A 23,062-nucleotide genomic window follows, 5' to 3' on the forward strand; every position below is an offset into this window, starting at 1 on the left:
TAGGGCCCTCGCCCGGCTGCTGAGGCCGGGCAGGGCGGGTTCAGGGCCGCTCGCGCAGGACCCTGACGCTGTTCACGTCCGTGTCGACGGCATCGGGCACGACCATGCCGGCCTCGACGCCGGTGCGCAGGTAGCGCAGGACGTCGGCGGTCAGCCGTTCACCGGGCAGCGCGGCGGGGATGCCGGGCGGGTAGGGAGTGAGCATTTCGGCGGCGATGCGCCCGTCGGCTCGTTCCCATGGGACTTGTTCGGTGCGGCCGAAGAACGCGTCGCGGGGCAGCGCCACCTGTTCCAGTCGGAGTTCGAGGGGCGAGGGGAGGTGCACGGGCTGTCCGGTGCGCAGTTCGGGCGCGTGGGCCGCGAAGTCGGTCAGGGCCGTGAGCAGGACGCCGGCGGTGTGGTCGTCGTCGGCGTGGGTGAGCTGGGCGCTGATGCGGCGGTGGTCGCAGACGTGGAGGTTGACGCGGTGGTTCGCACGCAGCCAGTCGGCGGCACGGTATCCGGTGACCTGCAAGGCGCTGATGTCGATGATGATCTGGAGGGGGTCCAGGTCGGATGCCTTGCCGGGGCCGCAGAAGTCGGTGCGGTCGTGGACGTGCATGCCGCCGATCCGGGAGATCCGGTCGCGGGCCCGGCCGGCGAGGGCGAGCGCGTCGTCGTAGAGGGTCTTGCCGTGCTCGACCATCTGACGGCGCCAGCCGTCGAGGGCCGCGTACACGAGGACGGAGGGGCTGGTGGTGCCGAGGAGGTCTTCCCGGCCTTTGAGTACCTCGGGGGCGACCAGATCGCCCTGGAGGTGGAAGACCGAGCTCTGTTCGAGTGCGGATCCCATCTTGTGCACCGAGGTGACACAGACGTCCGCGTCGGCGTCCATGGCCCAGGTCGGCAGGTCGGGGTGGAAGGGCAGGTGGGCGCCCCACGCCTCGTCGACGATGAGGGGGACGCCGCGGCGATGGCAGACCTCGGCGATGGCCGCCAGGTCCGAGCAGGTGCCGTAGGGGGTGGGGGTGGTGACGAGCGCGCCGCGGGCGTCGGGGTGCGCGGCCAGTGCCTCTTCGAACGCCCCGGGGGGGCGGGGGGTGGGCGAGGTGGCGTCGGGCGTCCCATTGCGGGTCGACCCACACGGGGCGGATGCCGGACAGGACCAGCCCTGAGACCACCGCCTTGTGCGCGTCCCGTCCGACGACCAGCTCCTCGTGCGGTCCGGCGACGGAGAGCATCGCGGACTTCACCGACAGCGAGCTGCCGCAGGTGGAGAAGAAGGCGTGGTCGGCGCCGACGGCCTCGGCCATGAGCGCCTGCGCCTCCTCGACGATCCCCCGGGAGGAAGTGCGGTCGTCCAGGCCGCTGGTGGCCAGGACGTCCGAACGGAACACGGTGTCACCGAGCACGGCGCGCACGCGGGGATCCGCTCCCCTTCCCTGTTTGTGTCCCGGCGGGGTGAACGGCGTCTGGCCGGATGCGTGGTAAGCGGCCAACGCGTCCAGTACGGGTGTCCGCGACTGATCCATGCCTGCGCGCCTGCCCACCGCACGGGTGCGAAAACGCGCGGCCCGTGGGGCCCGGTGCGGATGGTCCGGGTGCGGTCCGCGCCGGACCCGGCGGTGGGCGGGCCGTCGCAGGAACGGGTCAGCGGCGCCCAGGATGTCCCGCCTGACCCGGGCCTCCGCACTCCGCCTCGGCCACAGCTGGTGAATGGATTCTCCTGTTGTTCCCAACTATGCGCCAAACAAGTTGAATTCACCCCTTGGTATGGACTGTCCGGCTATTTCTTGAGAGTCGAGCAGGCCGCATCCCAGAATTTCGTTCGAGCCTTCACCTTGGCTGGCTCCTGAACGAAGACCCGGAAGGGGGTGTGCCGCATGCTCTCCGATGCCGAGTACGTCGCGGTCAAGGACCGGGCCCTCGGGCAGCTGTTCGCCATTCCCGGGGTCGTCATCGTCGGCATCGGCGGCCGCGAGCGCGGCGGCCGGGCCACCGGGGAGCGGAGCATCAGGGTCTTCGTCAACCGCAAGCTGGCGCGGGACGAGGTCCCCTCCGGAGAACTGGTGCCGCCCGAATTCGAGGGCGTGGGTACCGACGTCGTCGACATGGCGGCGCCCGACCCGGCCCCGCCCGCCTGCGAGCCACAGGGGCCGACGGGCAGTCCCCCGGGATCACCCGACCGGATCGACGGCCACAAGTACCGGTGGCTCGTCGGCGGCGCCCTGGTGTGTTCGGGAGTGGACACCAGCAGGCCCGGCACGATCGGAGGCTTCCTGGAGCACACGAGCGACCCGGGCAAGGTCTACCTGCTCAGCGCCCAGCACGTACTGGGCGAGGGCCCGCCCCTCGACCACCCGACCAAGGCCGACCAGGACACCAGGATCTACCACCCCCTGTACCAGACCTGGCCGTTGGACCGGCTCTTCGACAACCGGACCGTCGGGAGGTTCCGCGTCGGCGACCGGGACGGGGTGGTCGACGCGGCCGTGGCCCAGCTCGACAGCGGCACCAAATGGTCCGCGGACATCCTGGGCATCGGCTCGGTCACCGGGACGTACACCATCAAGCAGGAGGACGCGGACACCCACTGCTTCGAGGTCCGCAAGCGCGGCATCGCCACCGGACGCACGGGCGGGACGGTGCAGGCCGTCAACGCCTCCCACAACATCGACGGCACCTATTACCACAACCTGATCGTCGTCAAGCCGAACCCGAATCGCGGACAGCCGGCGCACGTGCGCAACTGCTTCGCGGACCACGGGGATTCAGGCGCGCTGGTGGTCGACGACCAGCGCCGTGCCGTCGGCATGCTCATCGCCGGGTTCGGGCCGCCGCTGGAGGACCCTGCCAAGTTCGGCTGGACCAAGGTGACGCCGATCGACGTGGTGCTGGACTACTTCGTCAACAAGAAGCAGCTGCCCGTGCGGCTGGCCACCGCCCAGCAGGAGGGCGTGGTCAAGGTCGTGGGGAAGCCCCTCGGCGGGGCTCCGGCGGCGGTTCCGGCCGCCGCCCTGTCCGGACTCGGCTCCGACCTCTCCGCCACCATCGCCGGCCGGCGTCTGATCCGGCTGTGGCGGGACCACGGCCGGGAACTGGCAGACCTGGCCCGGGGGGACGGCCGCGCCGGGCCGGAGCTCCTGAACACGGTGATCGGCATGGTGGCCGACCCGGAGCTCACCGTCCCGGCCGCCATCGGCGGCGTCCCGTTCCCCGAGTTCCTCGACCGGCTCCACGCCCGGCTCGCGGAGGGGGCCGGCGCGGAACTGCGCTCGGCACTGGCCCGTTCGCGCAGCGCCCTGCCGGACGACCTCGTCGGGCTGACCTTCCGGCAGCTGCTCGACGCGCTCCGCACACCCGAGGAGGCCTCCCGTGCCCACGATTGACGAACTCGTCGCGATCAAAGACCGGGAGAAGGCCGGTCTCCTCGCGATCCCCGGCGTGGTCATGGTCGGCATCGGATGCAAGGAGGTCGGCGACGAGCTCACCTCCCAGCCCGCGATCAAACTGCTCGTCGACCGCAAACGGCCGGAGTCCGAACTCGCACCGCACGAGCTGATCCCGGCACGCATCGACGGCGCGGTCACCGACGTCGTCGCGATCGGCACGACGGTCCCGCTGGGCCGGGAACTGCCCACCCGGGCCGCGAGCGCCGCGGGCCCGGAACTCCCCGGCGCGGCCATCGATCCCGACGCGATGCCGTTCTTCATGAACACCGGCCACCACCTGATGGGCGGCTACGGGATCGGCATGTTCCGCCCCGCCGGACGATCGGAATCCGAAAGCGTCCCGGACGGAACGCTGGCCTGCGTGGTGAAGGACAAGGTCAATCCGTGGAAGCACTACGCGCTGACCTGCCAGCACGTGGCGCTGGTCCAGGGTTCGGCAGTGCCGGAGAAGGGGGTGACCAAATGCGGACAACCGATCGGCACCAAGGGGGACCTGGGGTCCTGCCCCGACGACTTCGGGAAGTGGGAGACCGGAGCGTTCAAGGTGACCGTGAAGGACCACCGGCAACTCCAGCTGCGGGACGAGGCCCTGATCCTCATCGATCCCGGCCGGACCTGGTCCCCCTCCATCGCCGGTCTGGGCGAGATCACGGGCGTGCGCGCCCTGAGCGTGGCCGAAGCGGCCACCGGGGACTATCCCGTACGCAAGTTCGGCGCCCGCACCCGCAAGACCGGCGGACTCGTCACCGGAGTGTTCGACGATCCGGAGGGCAGCAACGAGGAGGTCCTCACCATCAGGGTGGATCCGGCCCGGGTGACCCCGGAGCAGTATCCCCACGCCTTCTTCGCCTGGAAGTCCGATTCGGGCGCCCTCGTGGTATCGGACACGGGCGCGGTCGAGTCCGACAACCGGCCGGTCATGGAGGTGATCGGAGTCGTCTTCCAGGCGGGCGCGGCCGCCACCGCGAAGGCCGGTCCGGGCGTGCACAACATCACCTACGCCTGGCCCATCCACAAACTCCTCAAGCGCTTCAAGGACGACGGGTACGACCTCGAAGTCGCCACCATCCACAACTCGGCCATCGTCAACACGGTTCCGGAGCCGCCCACCCCGGCGGGCCGGCCGCGGACCGCGGGCGCCGACTCGCCGCTCACCGCCCGGCTCCGCGCGGACCTGGAGGAACTGCCGGCCGGCCGGCTGCTGATGGCCCTGTGGGACGAGCACCGCGGCGAGCTGACCGACCTCGTCCACCACCAACGGCGGGCCACCGTTCTGTGGCACCGCGGCCAGGGCCCCGTCCTCATGCAATGGCTCGCCAGGGTCCCGGACGAGCCGGGGCTCGCCCTGCCCCGGGAGCTTGCCGGCCTGCCGCTCGACGAGCGGATCGACCTGCTGCACCGGGGGCTGCGCGAGCACGCCGGGCCCGCGCTCCGGGCCGCCCTGGACCGTGCCCACACGGCCCTGCCGGCGCTCGCCGGCCTCACCTACCCGCAGCTGCTCGACGCCGTCCGGCGAGCCTGAGGAGGTCCTGACATGGCGGAACCCGCCGGCACCCTGGAGAGTCTCGCACTCGCCGTGGCCGACCTGGTCGCGTCGACCGGCTCCCTGGTCCGCGACGAGCTGGTGCTCACCACCTTCGAGTCCCTGGGCGTGTCCTTCCCGGCCGAGTTCCTGACCGACCCGCACATCACCCCCGCCCGGCGGGTGGTCGAGAACGCCACGTACGCCCTCGCGGCACCGAGGGCCCGGCTCGTGGCGGCGGTCAGGGGCGGGGCCGTGACCGACATGGCGGCCGCCGCCTCCGAGCTGGCCGCCCAGTGCGGACGGGTCAACGCCTCGCTGGTGGGCCTGAAGGAAGCCGTGCGGAGCGCCGGTCCCACGCTGCCCGGAATCAGCCAGGCCCAGATCGACGAGCTCACCGCCGGACTGGAGGGCAGGATCGTCGGGTTGTCCCTGGCCCGGGCCATGGACACCTCCCCCGTGATGTCCGCCCTCTACCACCTGTTCGGCGTGGTGGAGCGGACCCGTCAACCGGGCGATCCCACCGATCCCACCCGCCCGCCGCACGACAGGGTGGCGGTGCACCTGGACCGGATCCTGCCCGCGGTCACCGACCCGGCCGGGCAGTTCCGGGAGCTGTACGGCTGGGGAACACCCTCCTTCGACGCGGCCAAACTGCTCGCCGTACTGGAACTCGTGCTCCTCAGGCTGGGCATCCCCGCAGTGTTCGTGGCCGCCACGGCGACGACACCGCCGCTGCTGGAGGCGGTCACCGTGGACGTCCGGCCGACCGCCGACGGCGCCGGACTGGGCCTGGAACTCGTGCTGCGCAACGAGTCCGGGGGTACCGGCCCCCTCGAAGGGCTTCCCCCGTCGATGACCGGCACCGCCGAAGCCGCGATCGTCCTGCCCACCGGCGCCGTCGGCGAGATCAGGCCCCCTTTCACCCTCGGCATCGCCCCGCCCGGACCCGCACGTCCCGTCCAGGCCTTCCTGGCGGTCGAGGTCACCTCACAGCCCGAACAGCCCGTCGTCCTGATCGGGCAGGCGGGCGGCAGCCGGCTCGAGATCGGCGGCTGGTCGCTCGGTGCCGGGTTCAGGCCGGCCGTGGACCCGGGGACCGGGCACGCCGCCGGTGCGCCGCTCGCCGAGGGGGCCGTCACCGGCGGCAAGCTGGTCATCGACGCCTCCTCCGGGGACGGGTTCCTCACCACCGTGCTCGGCGGCTCGCACCTGGAGGCGGGGTTCGAGCTCGCCTTCGCCTTCGCCCCGGAGACCGGGCTGCGGTTCCGGGGAAGCGGCGGCCTGGACGTCGCCCTCCCGGTCCACGTCAAGGCCGGGCCGCTGGAGATCCAGAACATCCACCTCGCCGCCCGCTTCGGCGGCGGCACGGTCCCGGTCGAACTGTCCGCGGACTTCTCCGTGGCACTCGGCCCGGTCACCGCGAGCGTCCGGCGCATGGGGCTCACGGCCGAGCTGTCGTTCCCGCCCGACGGCGGCAACGTCGGCCCCGTCCAGCTCGACTTCGGCTTCAAGGCGCCCAACGGCATCGGCCTGGTGGTCGACGCCGGTGTGGTCACCGGCGGCGGCTTCCTCTACGCCGATCCGGAGCGCGGCGAGTACGCGGGGGCCCTGGAGCTGGACTTCGCCGGTCTCGTCGCCCTGAAGGCGATCGGGGTCATCGGTACCCGGATGCCCGACCGGCCGGGCGGCTTCTCCCTGCTCATCCTGATCACCACCGAGTTCGGCGGCGGGGGCATCCAGCTCGGGTACGGCTTCACGCTGCTCGCCGTCGGCGGCCTCCTCGGCCTCAACCGCGGCACGAACCTGCGCGCCCTGGTGGAGGGGACGGTCACCGGCCGGGTCGAGTCGGTGATGTTCCCGCGGGACGTCGTGGCCAACGCGCCGCGCATCATCAGCGACCTGGGCGCCTTCTTCCCGCCCGAGCAGGGCACCTTCCTGATCGGACCGATGGCGAAGATCGGCTGGGGAACGCCCACGCTGATCAGCGTCTCCCTCGGGGTGGTCATCGAGATCCCCGGCAACCTGGCCGTCATCGGCGTACTGCGCTGCGTGCTGCCGACCGAGCAACTGCCGCTGCTCGTCATCCAGGTGGGGTTCATCGGCGCGATCGAGTTCGACAAGTCCCGGCTGTGGTTCACCGCCGCCCTCTTCGACTCCCGCATCCTCACGATGCCGCTCTCCGGCGGCATGGGGCTGGTCGTCGCCTGGGGCGACGACCCTCAGCTCGTGCTGTCCGTCGGCGGGTTCCACCCCTCCTACCGGCCGCCGCCGCTGCCCTTCCCGGTGCCCGAGCGGCTGTCCATCGACATCCTCAACCAGCCGGGCCGGCTGATCCGGGTGTCGGGCTACTTCGCCGTCACCAGCAACACCGTCCAGTTCGGTGCCCGTGCCGAGCTGCGCCTCGGTTTCGAGGACTTCGGCATCGAGGGCCACCTCGGCTTCGACGCCCTGTTCCAGTTCTCCCCGTTCGCGTTCGCCATCGACATCTGCGCCGGGGTCTCGCTCAAGGCCTTCGGGGTCGGGCTGTTCGGGATCGACCTGCGCTTCAGCCTCTCGGGGGTGTCGCCCTGGCGGGCCAACGGCCGCGGTTCGATCTCCCTGCTCTTCTTCGAGATCTCCGCCGATTTCGACATCACCTGGGGCGAGGAGCAGGTCACCACCCTGCCCCCGGTGGAGGTGCTGCCGCTGCTGGAGGCCGAGTTCGGCAAGACGGAGGGGTGGGAGACCCGGCCGCCCCCGGCGGGCGGAGGCGACCCGCTCGTGACCCTGCGCAAGCTCCCGGACGACCACCGGCTGGTCCTCCACCCGCTCGGGACCCTCTTCGTACGGCAGCGGGCGATCCCGCTCGGCATCCGCATCGACCGCGTCGGCGCGCAGCGGCCCAGTGACGGCACCCGTTTCCAGGTCACCGCCGATCCCGCCTGCGGGCTCGTCCGGCTCGCGCTCACCGGCGACAAGTTCGCGATGGCCCAGTTCCAGGACATGAACGACGCGGACAAGCTCTCCGCCTCGGGGTACGAGGACCAGGCCGCCGGCGTCGAACTCGGCACGGAGCGCGAAGCCCTCGACGCGGTCCGGGTGGTGCGGCGCAGCGCCCGCTACGAGGCCCACGTCTTCGACAGCACCGGCACCGGGGCCGCGGGCGTGGGCGCAGGCGCACCGGCCGGCACCCGTCTGCGGTTCCACGAGGTCAGCAGCGCGGTGTTCGACCACCTGCTCACCGGCAGCAGCACGAGCCGCTCTCCCCTCTCCCGACGCGAATCGCTGCTGCGGCAGCCGTTCACGGCCGAGGACTCCGCGCGGGTGACGGGTCAGCGCTTCGTCATCGCCCATCTGCGCAACAACGCGCAGGCCTTCGCGCCCACCCCCGCCCTCGCGCGGGAGCAGCCGGACCCCTCGGGCTTCCGCAGCAGGACGGCGGCGGACGACGCGCTCGACGCGTGGGTCGCCGCCGACCCCCGGCTGACCGGCCGGCTGCACGTCGTCCCGGAGGCCGAGGCTGCGCCCCTGGCCGCGCCCGGGACGTGGTCCCCCGCCGGTGACACCCCGGCCGCGGTCCGCTCGACCGGGGCCGACGCGGTCCGCCTCGCCTCCGGGAGCATCGTCGTCGCGGGCGGTGCGGACGCCGCCGGAGTCGCCGCGGCCGCAGCCGCGCTGTTCGATCCGGTCGCCCTGGTGTGGGAGAGCCTCCCGCCGCTGCGAACGGCCCGGACCGGCCACACCGTCGTACCGCTCGCCGGGAACCGGGTGCTGGTGGCCGGCGGCCGGGACGGTGCGGGGGTCCCGCTGGCCTCCACCGAGATCTACGATCCCGTGGCCCGGGCATGGTCCGCCGCCGGCAGTCTGCACACCGCGCGCGGCGACCACGCGGCGGTCCCGCTGGGCGACGGCCGGATCCTGGTCTGCGGCGGCACGGCCGAACGGGACGGGGAGGGCGTCCGTACGCTGGCCTGCGCCGAGCTCTTCGACCCGCGTACGGGGGCGTGGTCCACCACCGGGTTCATGACCGACGCCCGCTCGGGCCACCGGGCGGTCCTCCTGCCGCAGAGCGGCCGGGTCCTGGCCGTCGGCGGCGCCCTGGCCACCGGCACCGGCACGGCCGGAGCGGCGCTGGCGTACTGCGAGCTCTACGACCCGGCGACCGGCGCCTGGACCCCGGCCGGTTCGCTCGCCACGCCCCGCACGGGCCACGGGGCGACGGTGCTCGACGACGGCTCCGTCCTCGTCACGGGCGGCGGGGCGAGCGGGCTGCCGCACGCCGGGCGGTTCGGCCCGGATCCGCTCGCCACGGCGGAGCGGTACGCGCCCGGCGCCGACTCCTGGAGTCCCGTACCGCCCATGCCCGCAGGGCGCAGCGGACACCGCGCCCTGCTCCTGCGCTCCGGAAAGGTCCTCGTCACCGGCGGCGCCCGGGGCGCGGCGGGCACCGCCGGGTTCCGCAGCAGCCTGCTCCACGACCCGGCCACCGGCGCCTGGACGGCCACCGGCTGCTTGGCCGTGGGCCGGTACGACTTCGCGGCGGTGGAGCTCTCCGACGGCCGGGTCCTGGCCGTCGGCGGGATCGAACGCTCGGGTCCGGCGGCCCCCGGGGACACCGCGGTCACCACCGCCACCACCGAGATCCACACACCGTGAACCGCACACGGCGGACCGCCCGCCCCACACCCGGCACGGAGGGTTCCACGCGATGACCAGTCCCATCACGGCAGTCGGCGGAAGCTGGAGGAAGACCGGCGACCTGCCGCTGGCGGCCAGCTGGTACGGGCAGTACGACGGCCCGGTGCTCCTCGACGGCAGGAAGGTGTTCGTCGCGGGCGGCACCGACGCCACGGGCGCGGCCCTCGACAAGACCGCGCTCTACGATCCGGTCGCGGGGAAGTGGACGGCCGGCCGGGCGATGGGGATCCCGCGCCGGCACCACACGGTGACCCGGCTCGGCAACGGGAAGGTCCTCGTCGTCGGCGGCACGAGCGCTCCGGGCCGGATCGCGCCCGCCCTGGCCTCGGCGCAGCTGTACGACCCGGCCCACGACACGTGGACGACGGCCGCTTCCCTGCGGGAGGCCCGTTGGGACCACTGCGCGGTACTGCTGGCCGACCGGACCGTGCTGGTCTGCGGCGGGGTGGCCACCCGGTCCGGGGATTCGCTCAAGGCCCTGCGCACGGCGGAGATCTACCATCCCGACACCGACACGTGGTCCGACGCCGCCGAGATGAACGACGCCCGCAGCGGCCACGGGGCCGTCCTGTTCAAGGGCGGCCGGGTCCTGGTCTGCGGCGGAACCGCACCGGTCTCCGGGGCCGCGGACGCGGCGCTGGCCTTCTGCGAGCTGTACACCCCCGCCACGGCCCAGGCCCGCGACACGTGGACGCCGACGGGCAGCATGGCGGCGCCGCGCAGCGGCCACCAGACCGTACCGGCCTCCGAGACCACGGCCCTCGTCGTGGGCGGCGCCCTGCCCGGCGTTCCCGGGGACGGGACCTTCGACCCGCACCACGCGCTGACGCTCGAACGGTTCGACCTGGCGCAGGGCCGGTGGACGGCGCTCCCCCCGCTGCCGGGCCGCGGGCGCGAGGCGCACCGCCTGGTACCGCTCGGCTCCGGCTCCTTCCTGCTGATCGGAGGTACCGGGGAGGTGGGCGACGGGGTCGGCTACCAGAACACCCTGCTGGTCGACGCCGCTACGGGCGCGGCCTCGCCGGCGGCCGCCCCGGCGGCCGGACGGTGGGCGCTGGGCGCCGTCGCCCTGGCCGAGGACGAGGTCCTGGTGACGGGCGGCACCGTGCGGTCGGGTCTGGCCGCCTCGAAGCCGGGCGAGGACGACCTCACCGCCACCACCGAGGTGTTCGGCCCGGCGGGGAGCCTGACATGACCGCCAACGCCTACTCCTTCCTGCCCTGGCTGCGCACCGGCATCGCCACGAAGATCGTCCGGCAGGCGGGTGCCCAGCGCGCCGCCGTCGACGTGGCCCTGACCGTGACCAACGAGACCGGCGGCCCGGGCCGCACGCTCCACCGGCCCGTCCAGCTCTACGGGCCCGGCGACATCGTGGGCGTAGACCCGCGGGCCGTCTCCCGGGTGGAGCCGCGGCCCGGTGTCACGGACACCGAGCCCAACTACCTGGCCCACATCGAGTTCTACCCCGAGGACTACCTCTGGCGGTACAGCCCGGACGTGCCGGATCCCGTCACCGGCAGCCTCCGCCCCTGGCTCGCCCTGGCCGTCCTCGAACGTCCCGGCGACTCCGGCGGCCCGGGAGAGTTCCGGGAGGGGCCGCCACTGCCGGGCCGCCCGCTGCCGTACGTGGTGGTCGGCGACCCGGTCGCCTGCCTGCCGCCCGCCGAGCAGCTCGGGGCCTGGGCCCACGTGCACGTCCACGGCGCCGTCGACGAACCGCTCGTATCCGAGCCGCACGACATGCCCGCGGCGCTGGCCCGGCTGCGCGAGGTGCTGCGCACCGACCCGGACCGGGCCTGCTCCCGGCTGATCTGCCCGCGCCGGCTCCGGCCGAACACGCCCTACGACGCCTTCCTCGTCCCCGCGTTCGAGACGGGGCGGCTGACCGGCACGGGTGAGACCGTCCCCGACGACATGCCGGCCACGCTCGCCGCCTGGGGGCCGGGGCGGGCCGGTCTGCACCTGCCGTACTACCACCGCTGGTCCTTCCGCACGGGACCGTCCGGCGACTTCGAGCAGCTGGCGCGGGCGCTCAAGCCCAGGCGGCCCGATCTGCGGGTCGCCCGCCGCGACGTGGACGTGCTGCGGCCCGGGACCGGGCTGCCGCCCGTCGACGCGCCGGCGGCCCTCGGCGGAACGCTCAAGCTCGGCGGGGCCCTGCGCGTCCCCCTCCGCGATCCGGACGTGTGGGACAACTGGGACGGCCGCTTCACCCTGCCGCCGCCGGCGCGACCGTACCCGCACCCCTTCCAGGAGGCGCTGGCCGGGCTGGTCAACCTGGCGGAGGCCTATCTGACCCGTACGCCCGCCCAGGCACACCGGGAGCTGGCCGCGCGGCTCACGGAAGCCGGGGCTGCGCAGGCGCAGTCCCCCGCCCAGGTGGATCCGGTCATCACCCCTCCCCTGTACGGCCGCTGGCACGCCCGCACGGCCCGGCTGCTGTCCGACGACGCCGGGCGGCCGCTGCCCGCTCCGCTGAACCGGAACTGGGTGCACCGGCTCAACCTGGACCCACGGTTCCGGATCGCCGCGAACTTCGGCACCCAGGTGGTGCAGGCGCGCCAGGAGGAGTTCATGGCGGCCGCCTGGCAGCAGATGGGGGACGCACTGGCCGCCAACCACCGGATCCGGGCCGCTCAGTTGGCCCGCGAGGTCGGGCACGCGCTCCAGGACAAGCACCTGCCGAAGCCGCCTGCGGTCCCTCCGCCGGGCGGAGCGCAGGGCGCGGCCGCGCGCGTGGCGGCGCCGACGGGCCGTGCCCTGCGGCTGACGGCGCCCGCGAACTTCCGGGTACGCACGGCCGGGACGGCCCTGCAGGCGAGCGCGGGGGCGGGGGCGGTGAGCGGACCACCCGTGGCAGTCGGACACCAGGTGGCCAGCAGCCGGGTCTCGGCGGCGCCGCTGTCACCCGAGATGCGCCGGATGATGCGCCCGGGCTCGCGCCTCATGCGGGCCCTGTTCCCCCCGGACCGCACGCCGCTGCGCGCCGGATCCGAACCCCCCGACGCCCTCCTGGCCAAGATGGACCGCGACGCGGACCCGGTCACCGCGGCCGCTCGGAAGGGCACCCCGGCCACACTGGTGACCCCGCAGAACGTGGCGGACGTCCTCCACCCGGGCGCCCCGCCGCCCGGCGAGGACCCCGAGGCGGAGCTGCCGACCTGCGGGGCCTTCCGGATCAGCCTGCCCGCCGAAGGGTTCGTCCCGGCCCCCGGCGGCCCCGACAGCGAGGAGGCCGCACGGTTCAAGACGGCGCTGCGCGAGCTCCGGCTCGGCCGTGCGGCCGCGGCGGCCGCGGCGCGGGCCGACACCCGTGACCCGCTCGGGGTCGCCGGGGCGGGCGAGGCCATGCTCACCGGGCTGCGGGCCGACACCACCGTGCCGAGGAGCCTGCTCAGCGAGGTCCGGCTGCCGGGCCGGCTCACGCCGTTCGCCGAGCGGTTCATGGAGGTCATGGCCCACCCGGTCATCGACCTGCCGATGTACCGGGCCCTGGTGGACAAGTCCGTGGACACCTTCGTGCCCAACCTGGGCCTGGTCCCGCCGGACTCCGTCACCCTGCTCTCTCCCGACCAGGAGTTCATCGAGGCGTACCTCGTGGGACTCAACCACGAGATGGCCCGGGAGCTGCTGTGGCGGGAGTTCCCCACCGACCAGCGGTGCAGCGTCTTCCGCCAGTTCTGGGATCCCCGCTCCGGCCTGGCGCGGGCCGGCGAGAGCCCCGCCGAGCAGCGGGAACGCCTGTACGACATCCCCGCGATCGACACCTGGGACCAGCTCTCCGAGCTGGGAAGCCACGACCTGCGGGACGAGGAGAGCGGCGGCACGGGCGCGGAGGAGGACTTGGTCCTCGTCATCCGCGGGGAACTGCTGCGCAAGTACCCCACGGCCGTGGTGTACGCGCACCGCGCCGACTGGGCGCGTGACGAGGACGGGACCGAGCACCGCGACCGGGAGCGGGTCCTGGCCGAGGTCCCGGACGGCGCACGGCCGCCCGCCCACCTGGTGCGCCTGCCCGTCTTCGAGGCGAAGGTGGAGCCCGACATCACCCTGCTCGGCTTCGACCTGACCCCGTCCATGGCCAAGGGCGAGCGGCCGCGCGACCCCGGCTGGTTCTTCGTCATCGAGGAGCGGCCCGGCGATCCCCGGTTCGGTGCGGACGAGACGCCGTCCGGCCCGCTGGAGGTGTGGAACGACCTGTCGTGGCAGGACCTGGCCGTGCCCCCCGGCCGGTTCATCACCCTCGATCCCGGCGGCCCGGACCTGCCGCTCCTGCCCTTCGACGGCTCAGAGGACGACGCGGAGAAGACCGAGCAGCGCCGGGAGGACACCCGGCTGCCGCCCTGGTCCGGCCGGCTCGGCTCCGCCGACCTCGCCTACATGCTCTTCCAGGCACCCGTCCTGGTCGCCGTACACGCACAGGAGATGCTGCTCGATGCCCGACCCGCTGAGTGACGAGTACCCGGTGCTGCTCGGGCCCGTACGGATCGAGACCCGCTTCACGGCCGACGAGCTGCTCGTGCGGATCTTCCCGGACGAGTGGCAGATCGACTCCAGTGAACCGCAGCCCAGCGAGGCCGAGTTCGCGGCGCTCACGGCCTACTGGACCGCGCTGTGGCGGGCCGCCGGGGACCCGGCCGGTGAGGAGGAGGCCTGGCGGGAGCTCTCCGGCCGGGTCGCGCCCGGACGCGCGCTCTGGCTGCGCGACGAGCTGCCCCCGGCCAACCCCGGGGAGAAGCCGGCGCACCTCCCCGCCGGGACCACGGTGCTGGTGATCACCACCGCCGCCGCACTGCCCGCCGCCGACCGGCGGCCCACGGCCGACTACTGGACCGCGGTGTGGCGGGCGCACGGCGACCGGGCGCGGATCGTGGCCGCCGACGCCGCACTGCTCGCCGCCGTGGGGGCGGCCCGCGCCCGGGCCGTCCGGGGCCGTCCGCCGACCGGGGTGGAGGCGGCGCCCTCGCGCACCTCGGACGCGGTGGTGGTGGCCTTCCTCGTGGTACCCCGACCGGAGCGGGTGGGCAGGGACTCCTGGACCCGGGCGGCCCGGGCCGGGCTGCTGCCGGACCGCTTCACCGTCCTCGGCTGGGCGGGCGACGCGCTCGTCGTCGACGAGACCGGCGCGGACGTCCCGGACGGGCTCGCGGTCAGCCCCGACCCGGGCGCCACCGGGGGCCAGCTGAAGGTGGACGAGGAACACGGGACGCTGAACGTCCCGGACGACCTGCGCTGGCTCACCGAGTTCCGGCGGGCCGTCGACGTCGGCATGGGCCTGCGGATCGGCCTGGACGACCGGAGCAGGGGCGGACTGGACCGGCTGCTCGTCCTCGGCCTGCGCAGGCGCCAGGGCCCGGAGGCGTCGGCCGGGGCCCTGGCCGGGCTGATCACGCGCCAGCTGCGCAGCCCGGCCGGCTTCGGGCTCGTACCGCAGGGCACGCCGACCAACAACACCGAGCGGGACCCCGCGGGACCGGGTGCGCAGCGGGAGGCGGCGGCCGGACTGCGGGCGGCCGCCGCGGCCGCCGGACTGCGGGCGGACACCGGGGCGGACCCCGGTGACTGGACGACCAGGACCGACGGCAGGTGGCTCACCGACCTCCTCGGACTCGACCCGGCCGTCCTCGCCGGCGTACCGCACGCCGACGGCACCGACCTGCGCGACGCCCGGGCCGCGAACACCGCGCTGTGGCCCGCGACCTGGGGCGACTTCCTGCGCACGGCGCTGAGCCCGGTCCTGTCGGAGGAGGACGCGGAGCGGACCCGCGCGTTCTTCGTACGGTACGTGTCCGGGCGCGGCCCGCTGCCCGTCGTCCGCATCGGCCGGCAGCCGTACGGGATCCTGCCCACCACCTCCTTCGAGCGGATCCAGTGGCCGGCCGGTGCGACCGGGACCCACCGGGCGGCGCTGCACGGGGTGCTCGAGGCGATGGCGGCGGACTGGACCGACGCCGTCTCCAAGGTGGCCCGGCTCGACGCGGGGAGCGCCGACCCGCACCAGCGGCTGCTGGACATCCTGGCGCTGCACCCCACCTCCGCCGAGTACCACCAGCGGTACGCCCGGAGCGTCGCGGACCTCTACAACCAGGAGAACCTCGCGGGCCGCGGCCCGGCCGTCACCGCGGCGCTGGAGGACCCGCTCCACATGCCGCAGCCCGTACGGGCCCTGCTGGCCCGGCTCGGCTACGACGCCCGGCCCCCCGGCGGGCCCGCCCGTCCGGACCCCGAGCTGACGGGACGGCTCTTCGAGGGGACCCCGTACCCGCTGCTCGGCCCGCTCGTCGACGACCTCCCGCTCTCCGAGGACCGGCCGCCGCGCCCCTGCACCCCACCGCCCGAGCGGCTGAACTACCTCGGCTGGCTGGCCCGGTACGGGCGGACCGATCTCGACCGGATCCGGCTGGAGGACGGCTTCGCCGGGGCCCGTCCGCCGGCGGCGCTGCTGTACCTGCTGCTGCGGCACTCGGTGCTGCTGGGCTGGGAGGAGGCGGCCTGGCGGCTGGCGGCCGCCGCCGGGCAGTCGCCGGCGCCGATCACCGACCCGCCGTTCGTCCACATCAGGTCGCGCCGCGACGGCGAGGCCGCGGACCCGCCGAGCGAGAGCCGGTACCGCAGGCTGTACGCGCCCGACCGGGCCGTGACCGGGAGCACCGATCCCGCGATGCTCGTCCACCGGTACGTCCCGCAGGTGCTCGGCACGCATCCGGCGACCGCCCGGCTGGACGAACAGCTGCGCGCCATCGGGCTGCTGGCCGACGTGCCCACGGCCCGGCTGGACCGGGTCCTCGCCGAACACCTGGACCTGGCCACGCACCGGCTGGACGCGTGGCGGCTCGCCCTGGCCGGCGAACGGCTGGCGGAGATGCGGTACGGGCCGGGCGGGGGCGACGGGCCCGGCGCGACGGCGCGTCGCGGGATCCACCTCGGATGCTACGGCTGGCTGTACGACGTGCGCCCCCGCAAGGTGCCCCTCGCCGGGCACACCGTGCCACCCGAGCTCGTCCCGGTCTTCGGCACCGACCCGGTGAGCCGGGATCCGGACAACGGCGGCTACGTCCACGCCCCGTCGCCGGCGCAGGCCCGCACGGCAGCCGTGCTCCGGGCCGGGTACCTGGCCAACGGAGCGCAGGACGCGACGCGTTCCTTCGCGGTGAACCTCTCCTCCGAGCGGGTGCGCGACGCCCTCACGGTCCTCGACGGGCTGCGCGAGGGCCAGTCGCTCGGGGCCCTCCTCGGCTACCGCTTCGAACGGGGGCTGCACGAGCGCCGGCTGCCCGACGGATCGGGCCTCGACAGGTTCCTCCCGGCGCTGCGCGGCGCGTTCCCCCTGCGGGCCGGCCGGCTGTCCGACGTGACGCCCGGGCCCGGGGTCCCGGTGGAGGTGGTCGAGGCCCGCACCGTCGTGGACGGACTGGAGCTGGTCCGCCGGGCCACCCGCGACCACGCCGCCGCCTACCCCTTCGGCGCCGAGCACATGCCGGCGGCGAGCGCGGACGAGAGCACCGCCCTCGACGCCGAGCTGCGCCGGCTGCTCCACCTCCACGACGCCCTGGCGGACCTCGCCGTGGCCGAGGCCGCCCACCAGGCCCTGTCCGGCAACACCGAACGGGCCTCGGCCACCCTCGACGCCTACGCCAAGGAGGGCCTGCCGCCCGACCCCGAGGTGGTGGCCACCCCGCGCAGCGGGGTGACGCTCACCCACCGGTTCGGCATCCAGCTGACCCCGGGGCTGGCGGTGGGTCACCTGCCCCCGCTGTACTTCGGTGACGGACCGCGCGCCAAGGCGGAACCCGCGGTCAACGACTGGCTCCCCGCCCTGCTGCCGGCCCAGCAGGACCTCGCCGCGCTCGTCACCTGGACCGATCCGGTCAGCGGGGAACCGCGGAGCAGGGTCGTCACGATGCACGACCTGCGGCTCCAGCCGATCGATCTGCTGTGGGCCGTGCGCCCGGCGGGCGAGGCGGGCAAGAGCGATCTCGACGACCGGATCATCGGGATCGTGGTGGAGGAGGACCGGCCCCGCCCGGACGCGGAACTGAGCATCCGGTACACGCGGCGCGTACCGGACAAGATCAGCTTCTTCGAGGTCGCCCCGCTCGTCGACGCGCTGCGCACGCTGCTGACCACGGCCCGCCCGCTGCGCCCCACCGACCTCATGGCCGCCGCCGGGCCCGCGGGCGCGGACCGGTCCGCCGACGAGGAGGTCTCGCTCCCCCGGGAACGGCCCGACGCGGTCCGCGCGGACCTCGCGGAGCTGGGCCGCAAGGTGACCGAGCAGACGGCCGATCTGACCCGGCTGTACCCGGCCGCGCCCGCGCAGCCCGACCGGGAGGAGGTCATCGGCCGGATCGACGCGCTGTTGGCGCGCTGCGCGGAACTCACCGCCACGGCCGGCGGGTTCGGCATGGTGCGCAGCGGCTGGACCGAGCTGACCGAGTGGCGCCGGGGCATCTACGCGGGCGTACTGGCCGCCGTCGCGGTCGCCGCGAAGCGGATGGGCACCGCCCTGCTGGAGGCGGACCGGCTGCTCTCGGACTACGACACCCTGCCGTCCGGCGCCTCCGACGAGGAGCGGTTCCGGCTGCTGGAGGCCGCCGAGCGGCTGCTCACCACCTCCGCGACCCGCCCGCGCCCGGATCGCCCGGCCCTCCTCTGGGCGATCGTCAGGAACCGGCGGGAGGCCTTCCGGCGCCGGCTGGCGGATCTGGAGGCGGTGGCGCGCACCACGCAGACCACCCTGAGCGGGCTGCTGGCGGCGCTCTCCCGGCTGCTGCCGATCGGCGACGTCGATCCGGTCGGACTGGACCTGACGCCCTTCCACGACGCGATCGTGGCGTACGGGAGGGAGCTGCTGGAGCGCTCCCTCGCGCTGGGCCGGGAGATCGACGCCCGGACCGGGGCCGCGGACCGGGCGCTCGAAGCCTGCGCCGGGGCGGTGACGGGCCCGGACCGGGTCCGTGCGGCGACCGACGCGCTGCGGGCCCTGCTGGGGCCGGACGTGCTGGTGGTCCCGGAGTTCACCCCGTCGGAGGATCTGGCCGCGCAGTGGCGGCGGGCCCGGGCCGACAGCGCCGCGCTGACCTCCCATCTGGAGACGGACTTCGGCCGGGACTTCCCGGTCGACGACTGGGTGCACGGCATCGCGCGCGTGCGGGAGAAGCCTCGTCTGTGGGAGAAGGCGGTGCTGCTCGGGGACGCGCTGCGCGGTCCGGGCGGGCCGATGAGCGATGCGGGGGGCTGGCAGGAGCCGCTGCTGACCCCGGTCCAGCTGCCGTACCGGACCGGGGACCACTGGCTGGCGATGGAGTTCAAGGCGGGGACCGAGATCAAGGAGGACCGGGTCCTGTTCACGGCGCACTGCACGCCCGAGCCGCTCATCGGGACGGAGCGCTGCGGGCTGCTCTTCGACGAGTGGACGGAGGTGGTGCCCACCGTCCGGGAGACCACCGGGATCGCCGTCCACTACGACCGGCCCGGCTCGGAGCCGCCGCAGGCGATGCTGCTGGTCGTACCGCCCGTCCGGACCGGTGCGTGGCGCGAGGAGGACCTGGTGGCGGCGGTCACCGAGACGTTCGGGCTGGCGCGGGCGCGGGCGGTCGAGCCGGCCCACCTCGAAGGGCTTCCGTACGCCCAGCTGCTGCCCGCGACGGTGCTGCCGGCGGCCCGGCAGCCGATCACGCTCACGACGGATCTGGCGCTGTGCAACCTGCGGGGGAAGGCCGATGACTGAGGTGGACGCGAGGGGCGCGGCGGGCGGAGCGGGCGGAGCGGGCGGCACGACCGGCACGGGCGAGATCAGGATCGAGAAGCTGCGCGAGGCACTGGACGCGCGCAGCGCCCCCACGGTGGGCGTGTGGAACCGGCTGGAGGGCCGGCCGAGGACCACGGACTTCGACCGGGCCCTGCGGGTGGAGGTCCGCGATCCGCTGTGGATGCTGACCCGGCAGTGGCAGCTCGGGGAGTTCCGGGGCGAGGACGGCGGCTCGCCGGTGACCGCCACCTACTCCGTGGCCGCCACCGCCCCGGCACGGCTCCGGCCGGCGGGCGGAGCGGTGGAGCCACTGCCGGCGGACCGCCCCCTGGAAGGCGTGGTCGAGCGGCGGCCGCTGCCCCTCGCGTTCGGCACCGAGGCCCTTTGCCTCGACTGGCGGCTGGCGATCGGCCGGCGCTGGCTGAAGCTGGTGGCCTCCAGCCAGCGGGTCAACGCGGTCAGCCTGAACGTGCGCCGCCAGTACATCGCCCGGTATCCGATCGCCCTGCCCGATCCGGAGGGGGAGGCGGACCCGGACCTGTACCGGGTGGCGCATCCGGAGGTGTGGTCGGCGTTCCAGGCGGTGGCGGGGCGCAGGATGGACGGCTACGCCTTCTATCAGCGGCTCAAGGAGGGCCGTCCCGCGTACGAGGGCATCACCGGGCTGCTGAACCTGCACCGGGACGAACTGGTCAGGCTGGGCGCGCGGCTGGTGGCCTGGTTCGACGCGCTGGTGGACCAGCCGAACCAGGACCCGGCGCGGCGGCGGCCCAACACGGCCTGGGACCCCCAAGCGCTGGAGCACCGCTTCTCCGTGCACCTGGACGCAGCGGGCGGGCCGGGCGGCCCGGCGGAACAGGTGCTGACCGCCCCCGAGTACCCGGGCGGAACACTGGACTGGCACGCCTTCTCGGTCGCCCCGCCGGCCCCCGCGGGCGCCGCTTCCGCGGAGGCCGCGCAGGCGACGGCCGGCGCCGCGCCGCAGGTCCTGAACCGTACGGTCTTCCCCGCCCCCGTCCGGTATTCCGGGATGCCGCTGCCCCGGTGGTGGGCCGTGGAGGACGGCAGGACCAACTTCGCCGCCGTCCGCCCGGACAGCACGGACCTGGCCCGGCTGGTCTTCCTGGAGTTCGCGCTGGTCTACAGCAACGACTGGTTCCTGCTGCCCTGCGACCTGCCGGCCGGGACCCTCGCCTCGATCCGCGGCCTGATGGTCACCGACGTGTTCGGGGAGCGGCTGTGGATCGGGCCGGCCGACGAGCACCATGACGAGCACCGGGGCGGGGCGGACCACGAGCCCGCGGAGCCCCGGCCCTGGGCCATGTTCTGCCTCAACCCCCTGGGGCGCACGGGCGACGACGCGATGGACGGTTCCGGCCCGGGCCTCCTGCTGCCCTCCGCCGTCGCGAAGGTCGCGGAAGGCCCGGTGCTGGAGGAAGTGGCCCTGATCCGGGACGAGATGGCCAACATGGTCTGGGGCGTCGAGCGCACCGTGACCCTCGCGCACGGCGAGCCCCGCCGGGGCGGCGAGGCCGCGGCCGAGGTCCTCGCCCACCGGCTGCGCCTGCACCCGCCGAGGCCGCCCGCCGCCCCTGCCGCTCCCGACGCGTACAAGGCGATGAGCTCGGTACCGGAGAACTGGATCCCCTTCATCCCCGTGCACGTCCCGGACCAGGACCGGGACGTCAGGCTGCAGCGCGCGGCGATGCCGAGCGTCATCGGCGACGACACACTGGTGCACCCCCGTACCTCGCTGCTGCGCGAGGGCCTCGACGCGGGACGGCAGTACTACGTCAACGAGGAGGAGGTCCCCCAGGCCGGGACCAGACTCACGCTCGCCTACAACCGCACCCGCGGGCACGACGGCCGCGTCGCGCTCTGGCTCAGCGCCCGTACCCACGCGGGCCGGGGCGAAGCCTCCAGCGGCCTGTCCTTCGACCGCCTCACCGACACCCGGCCACCAGGACGGGCCCCCGGGCCGGCCGGCCCGGCGCAAGGCGGGTAGGCAGATAGGCAGGTCATCGACGGTGATCGACCCGCAACCGGTCCGGGGGCGGTGGTTCAGTGCTCGCAGAGGGAGAACTCCCGTTCGTAGAGCTGCTCGTTGTGTTCGTCGACGAAGAACTTCCTTTCCTGCATGAGTTCCTCGCGGTACGCCTTGGCCTGCTCCAGCGTCATGGTCGAGGTGTCGGACCAGGGCTGCTGCGGCGGTATGTCGGAGGTCGAGACGATCTGCTCCGTCGGGTCGACCAGGAAGAACGCGAGGATCTTGCGGTGTCCCGGCCGGGTGGGGTCCGCGAGGCGGAACGCGTCCACGCGGTGCTGCAGGGCGTTGGGGAACGCGAGGCAGCGGCCCGCAGGGGTCGGTACCTGCCCCAGCATCTGGTTCAGCGCGTCCTCGTCCTCCAGGCCGTAGACCTCGCGCAGGCCGGCGTCGTCGTTCTGTTCGTAGTGCGGGTCGTCGAGAGCGGCCCGGAACCCCAGCCGGCTCTCCGTGATGTTCTCGCTGTCCCAGTAGTAGATGCCGGTCGAGACGATCCGTTCGTTGAGCATGCCCTCGACGTGCCAGGAGCCGCCGGGGTACTCGGGCTTCTCCGGGGTGAGGTGGACGGTGGCGAGCTTGACGACGGCCTGGAGCCGGCGGCCGCGCAGATCGACACGGTCGGACGCGTCGGGCCGTGCGGGCGCGGTGAAGGCCGGGGCGTCGGGGACGATCGGGCGGCGGTTCTCCAGCCAGGCCTCGTAGGCCTCTTCCCAGGCAGCGCGGGCGTCCATGTAGGCCTCGTTGTCGCTGTAGGAGGACTGGCGCGGGTACTCCGGTTCCGAGTCGTACCAGCCGCAGGGATCGGCCTCGATCCGCAGGGGGCGCGGGTGGCGCAGATCGGTGAGGACGTTCTCGAACAGCGGGCGCAGGCGCGCGAACACGTCCGGCAGGACGGAGGCCAGCGCGCGATGGGTCTCGGGGTGGACGTTGTTGACGTAGGAGCGGAAGGCCACGGCGCCGTCGTCACTCACGTCGATGTCCGTGGGCAGCCACTGGAACCTCTCGGAGAACTCGTACTTCGCATAGTGGTTCGTCGGGTTCCGCCAGGCCCGCTCGGGCCCTCCGCTCGCCTCCCGCACCAGGCAGAACAGCGAGGGGTGCACGAGGTCCAGCACCTGGCCGTCGGATCCGGGATGCCAGTCCCGCTCCGCTTCAGGGACCTCTTCCAGGACCCGGACCGCCTCGCGCAACCGCGTCCTGAGCTGCTCGTCGACGAGGGCGTCCGACTGCCACACGCCGTCGACCGCGGACACCTCGATGCCGGTCCCCGCGTCCCGCAGCGCCGCGTAGTGCGCCAGTTCGGCGAGGACGTAGCCCACCTGTGCGCCGGTCAGGCCCTGCGCCACCGCTTCCCGCGTCCACTTGGCCACGAGGTCGGCGTCGTTCATCTTGTCGAACCATGCGGGCTTGGCGCGCAGGTGCGCGCTGCACTGCATCATCTGCAGTTCCCGCAGCGTCCGGGGCGCGGCGAACGCCGGGGAACGGGAGGTCTGGAAGGGGAGCGGGAAGGCGGACGGGCCGGTCACTTGTGCTGGTCCTCACGATCGGTGTGCGGTGCCGCGAAGGATAGCCCGGCCCACTGACACCCCGGCCGCGTGCCGGTCGTTCCCACGCGGGCGCGGGCCGGTCAGAGG

At 74.1% G+C, this 23,062-nt stretch carries 8 protein-coding genes and 1 pseudogene; 7 read left to right on the top strand and 2 right to left on the bottom strand.

Going from position 1 to position 23,062, the window contains the following annotated elements:
* Positions 1–40: 40 nt before the first annotated feature.
* A pseudogene (locus tag ACIRBY_RS03865) lies at positions 41–1,511 on the bottom strand (aminotransferase class I/II-fold pyridoxal phosphate-dependent enzyme).
* 351 nt (positions 1,512–1,862) lie between these two features.
* Between ACIRBY_RS03865 and ACIRBY_RS03870 the strand changes: the two are divergent.
* The 7 genes from ACIRBY_RS03870 to ACIRBY_RS03900 are packed head-to-tail and all read left to right on the top strand — an operon-like array spanning position 1,863 to position 21,389.
* The gene (locus ACIRBY_RS03870) at positions 1,863–3,368 is read left to right on the top strand and encodes a hypothetical protein (protein WP_403895665.1); all 1,506 of its coding nucleotides are present in this window, start codon (positions 1,863–1,865) and stop codon (positions 3,366–3,368) included.
* On the top strand, positions 3,355–4,953 hold the full coding sequence (locus ACIRBY_RS03875) for a hypothetical protein (RefSeq protein ID WP_403895667.1): 1,599 nt from the start codon (positions 3,355–3,357) through the stop codon (positions 4,951–4,953). Before ACIRBY_RS03870 ends, ACIRBY_RS03875 begins: the two co-directional genes overlap by 14 nt.
* Positions 4,954–4,965: 12 nt before the next feature.
* On the top strand, positions 4,966–9,591 hold the full coding sequence (locus ACIRBY_RS03880) for a DUF6603 domain-containing protein (RefSeq protein ID WP_403895670.1): 4,626 nt from the start codon (positions 4,966–4,968) through the stop codon (positions 9,589–9,591).
* A gap of 52 nt (positions 9,592–9,643) precedes the next feature.
* Positions 9,644–10,828: a Kelch repeat-containing protein gene (locus ACIRBY_RS03885; protein ID WP_403895673.1), complete on the top strand. Its 1,185-nt coding sequence runs from the start codon at positions 9,644–9,646 to the stop codon at positions 10,826–10,828.
* Positions 10,825–14,088, top strand: coding sequence for a hypothetical protein (locus tag ACIRBY_RS03890; protein ID WP_403895676.1), 3,264 nt, complete (start codon positions 10,825–10,827; stop codon positions 14,086–14,088). Before ACIRBY_RS03885 ends, ACIRBY_RS03890 begins: the two co-directional genes overlap by 4 nt.
* Positions 14,069–19,363, top strand: coding sequence for a hypothetical protein (locus tag ACIRBY_RS03895; protein ID WP_403895679.1), 5,295 nt, complete (start codon positions 14,069–14,071; stop codon positions 19,361–19,363). The genes ACIRBY_RS03890 and ACIRBY_RS03895 overlap by 20 nt, the downstream gene beginning before the upstream one ends.
* Positions 19,356–21,389, top strand: coding sequence for a hypothetical protein (locus tag ACIRBY_RS03900; protein WP_403895682.1), 2,034 nt, complete (start codon positions 19,356–19,358; stop codon positions 21,387–21,389). The genes ACIRBY_RS03895 and ACIRBY_RS03900 overlap by 8 nt, the downstream gene beginning before the upstream one ends.
* Positions 21,390–21,445: 56 nt before the next feature.
* Here the strand turns inward: ACIRBY_RS03900 and ACIRBY_RS03905 are convergent, their stop codons facing one another.
* Positions 21,446–22,954: a DUF4246 domain-containing protein gene (locus ACIRBY_RS03905; RefSeq protein ID WP_403895685.1), complete on the bottom strand. Its 1,509-nt coding sequence runs from the start codon at positions 22,952–22,954 to the stop codon at positions 21,446–21,448.
* Positions 22,955–23,062 lie beyond the last annotated feature (108 nt).

Source organism: Streptomyces sp. NPDC096136 (assembly GCF_044763325.1).
Classification (GTDB): domain Bacteria; phylum Actinomycetota; class Actinomycetes; order Streptomycetales; family Streptomycetaceae; genus Streptomyces.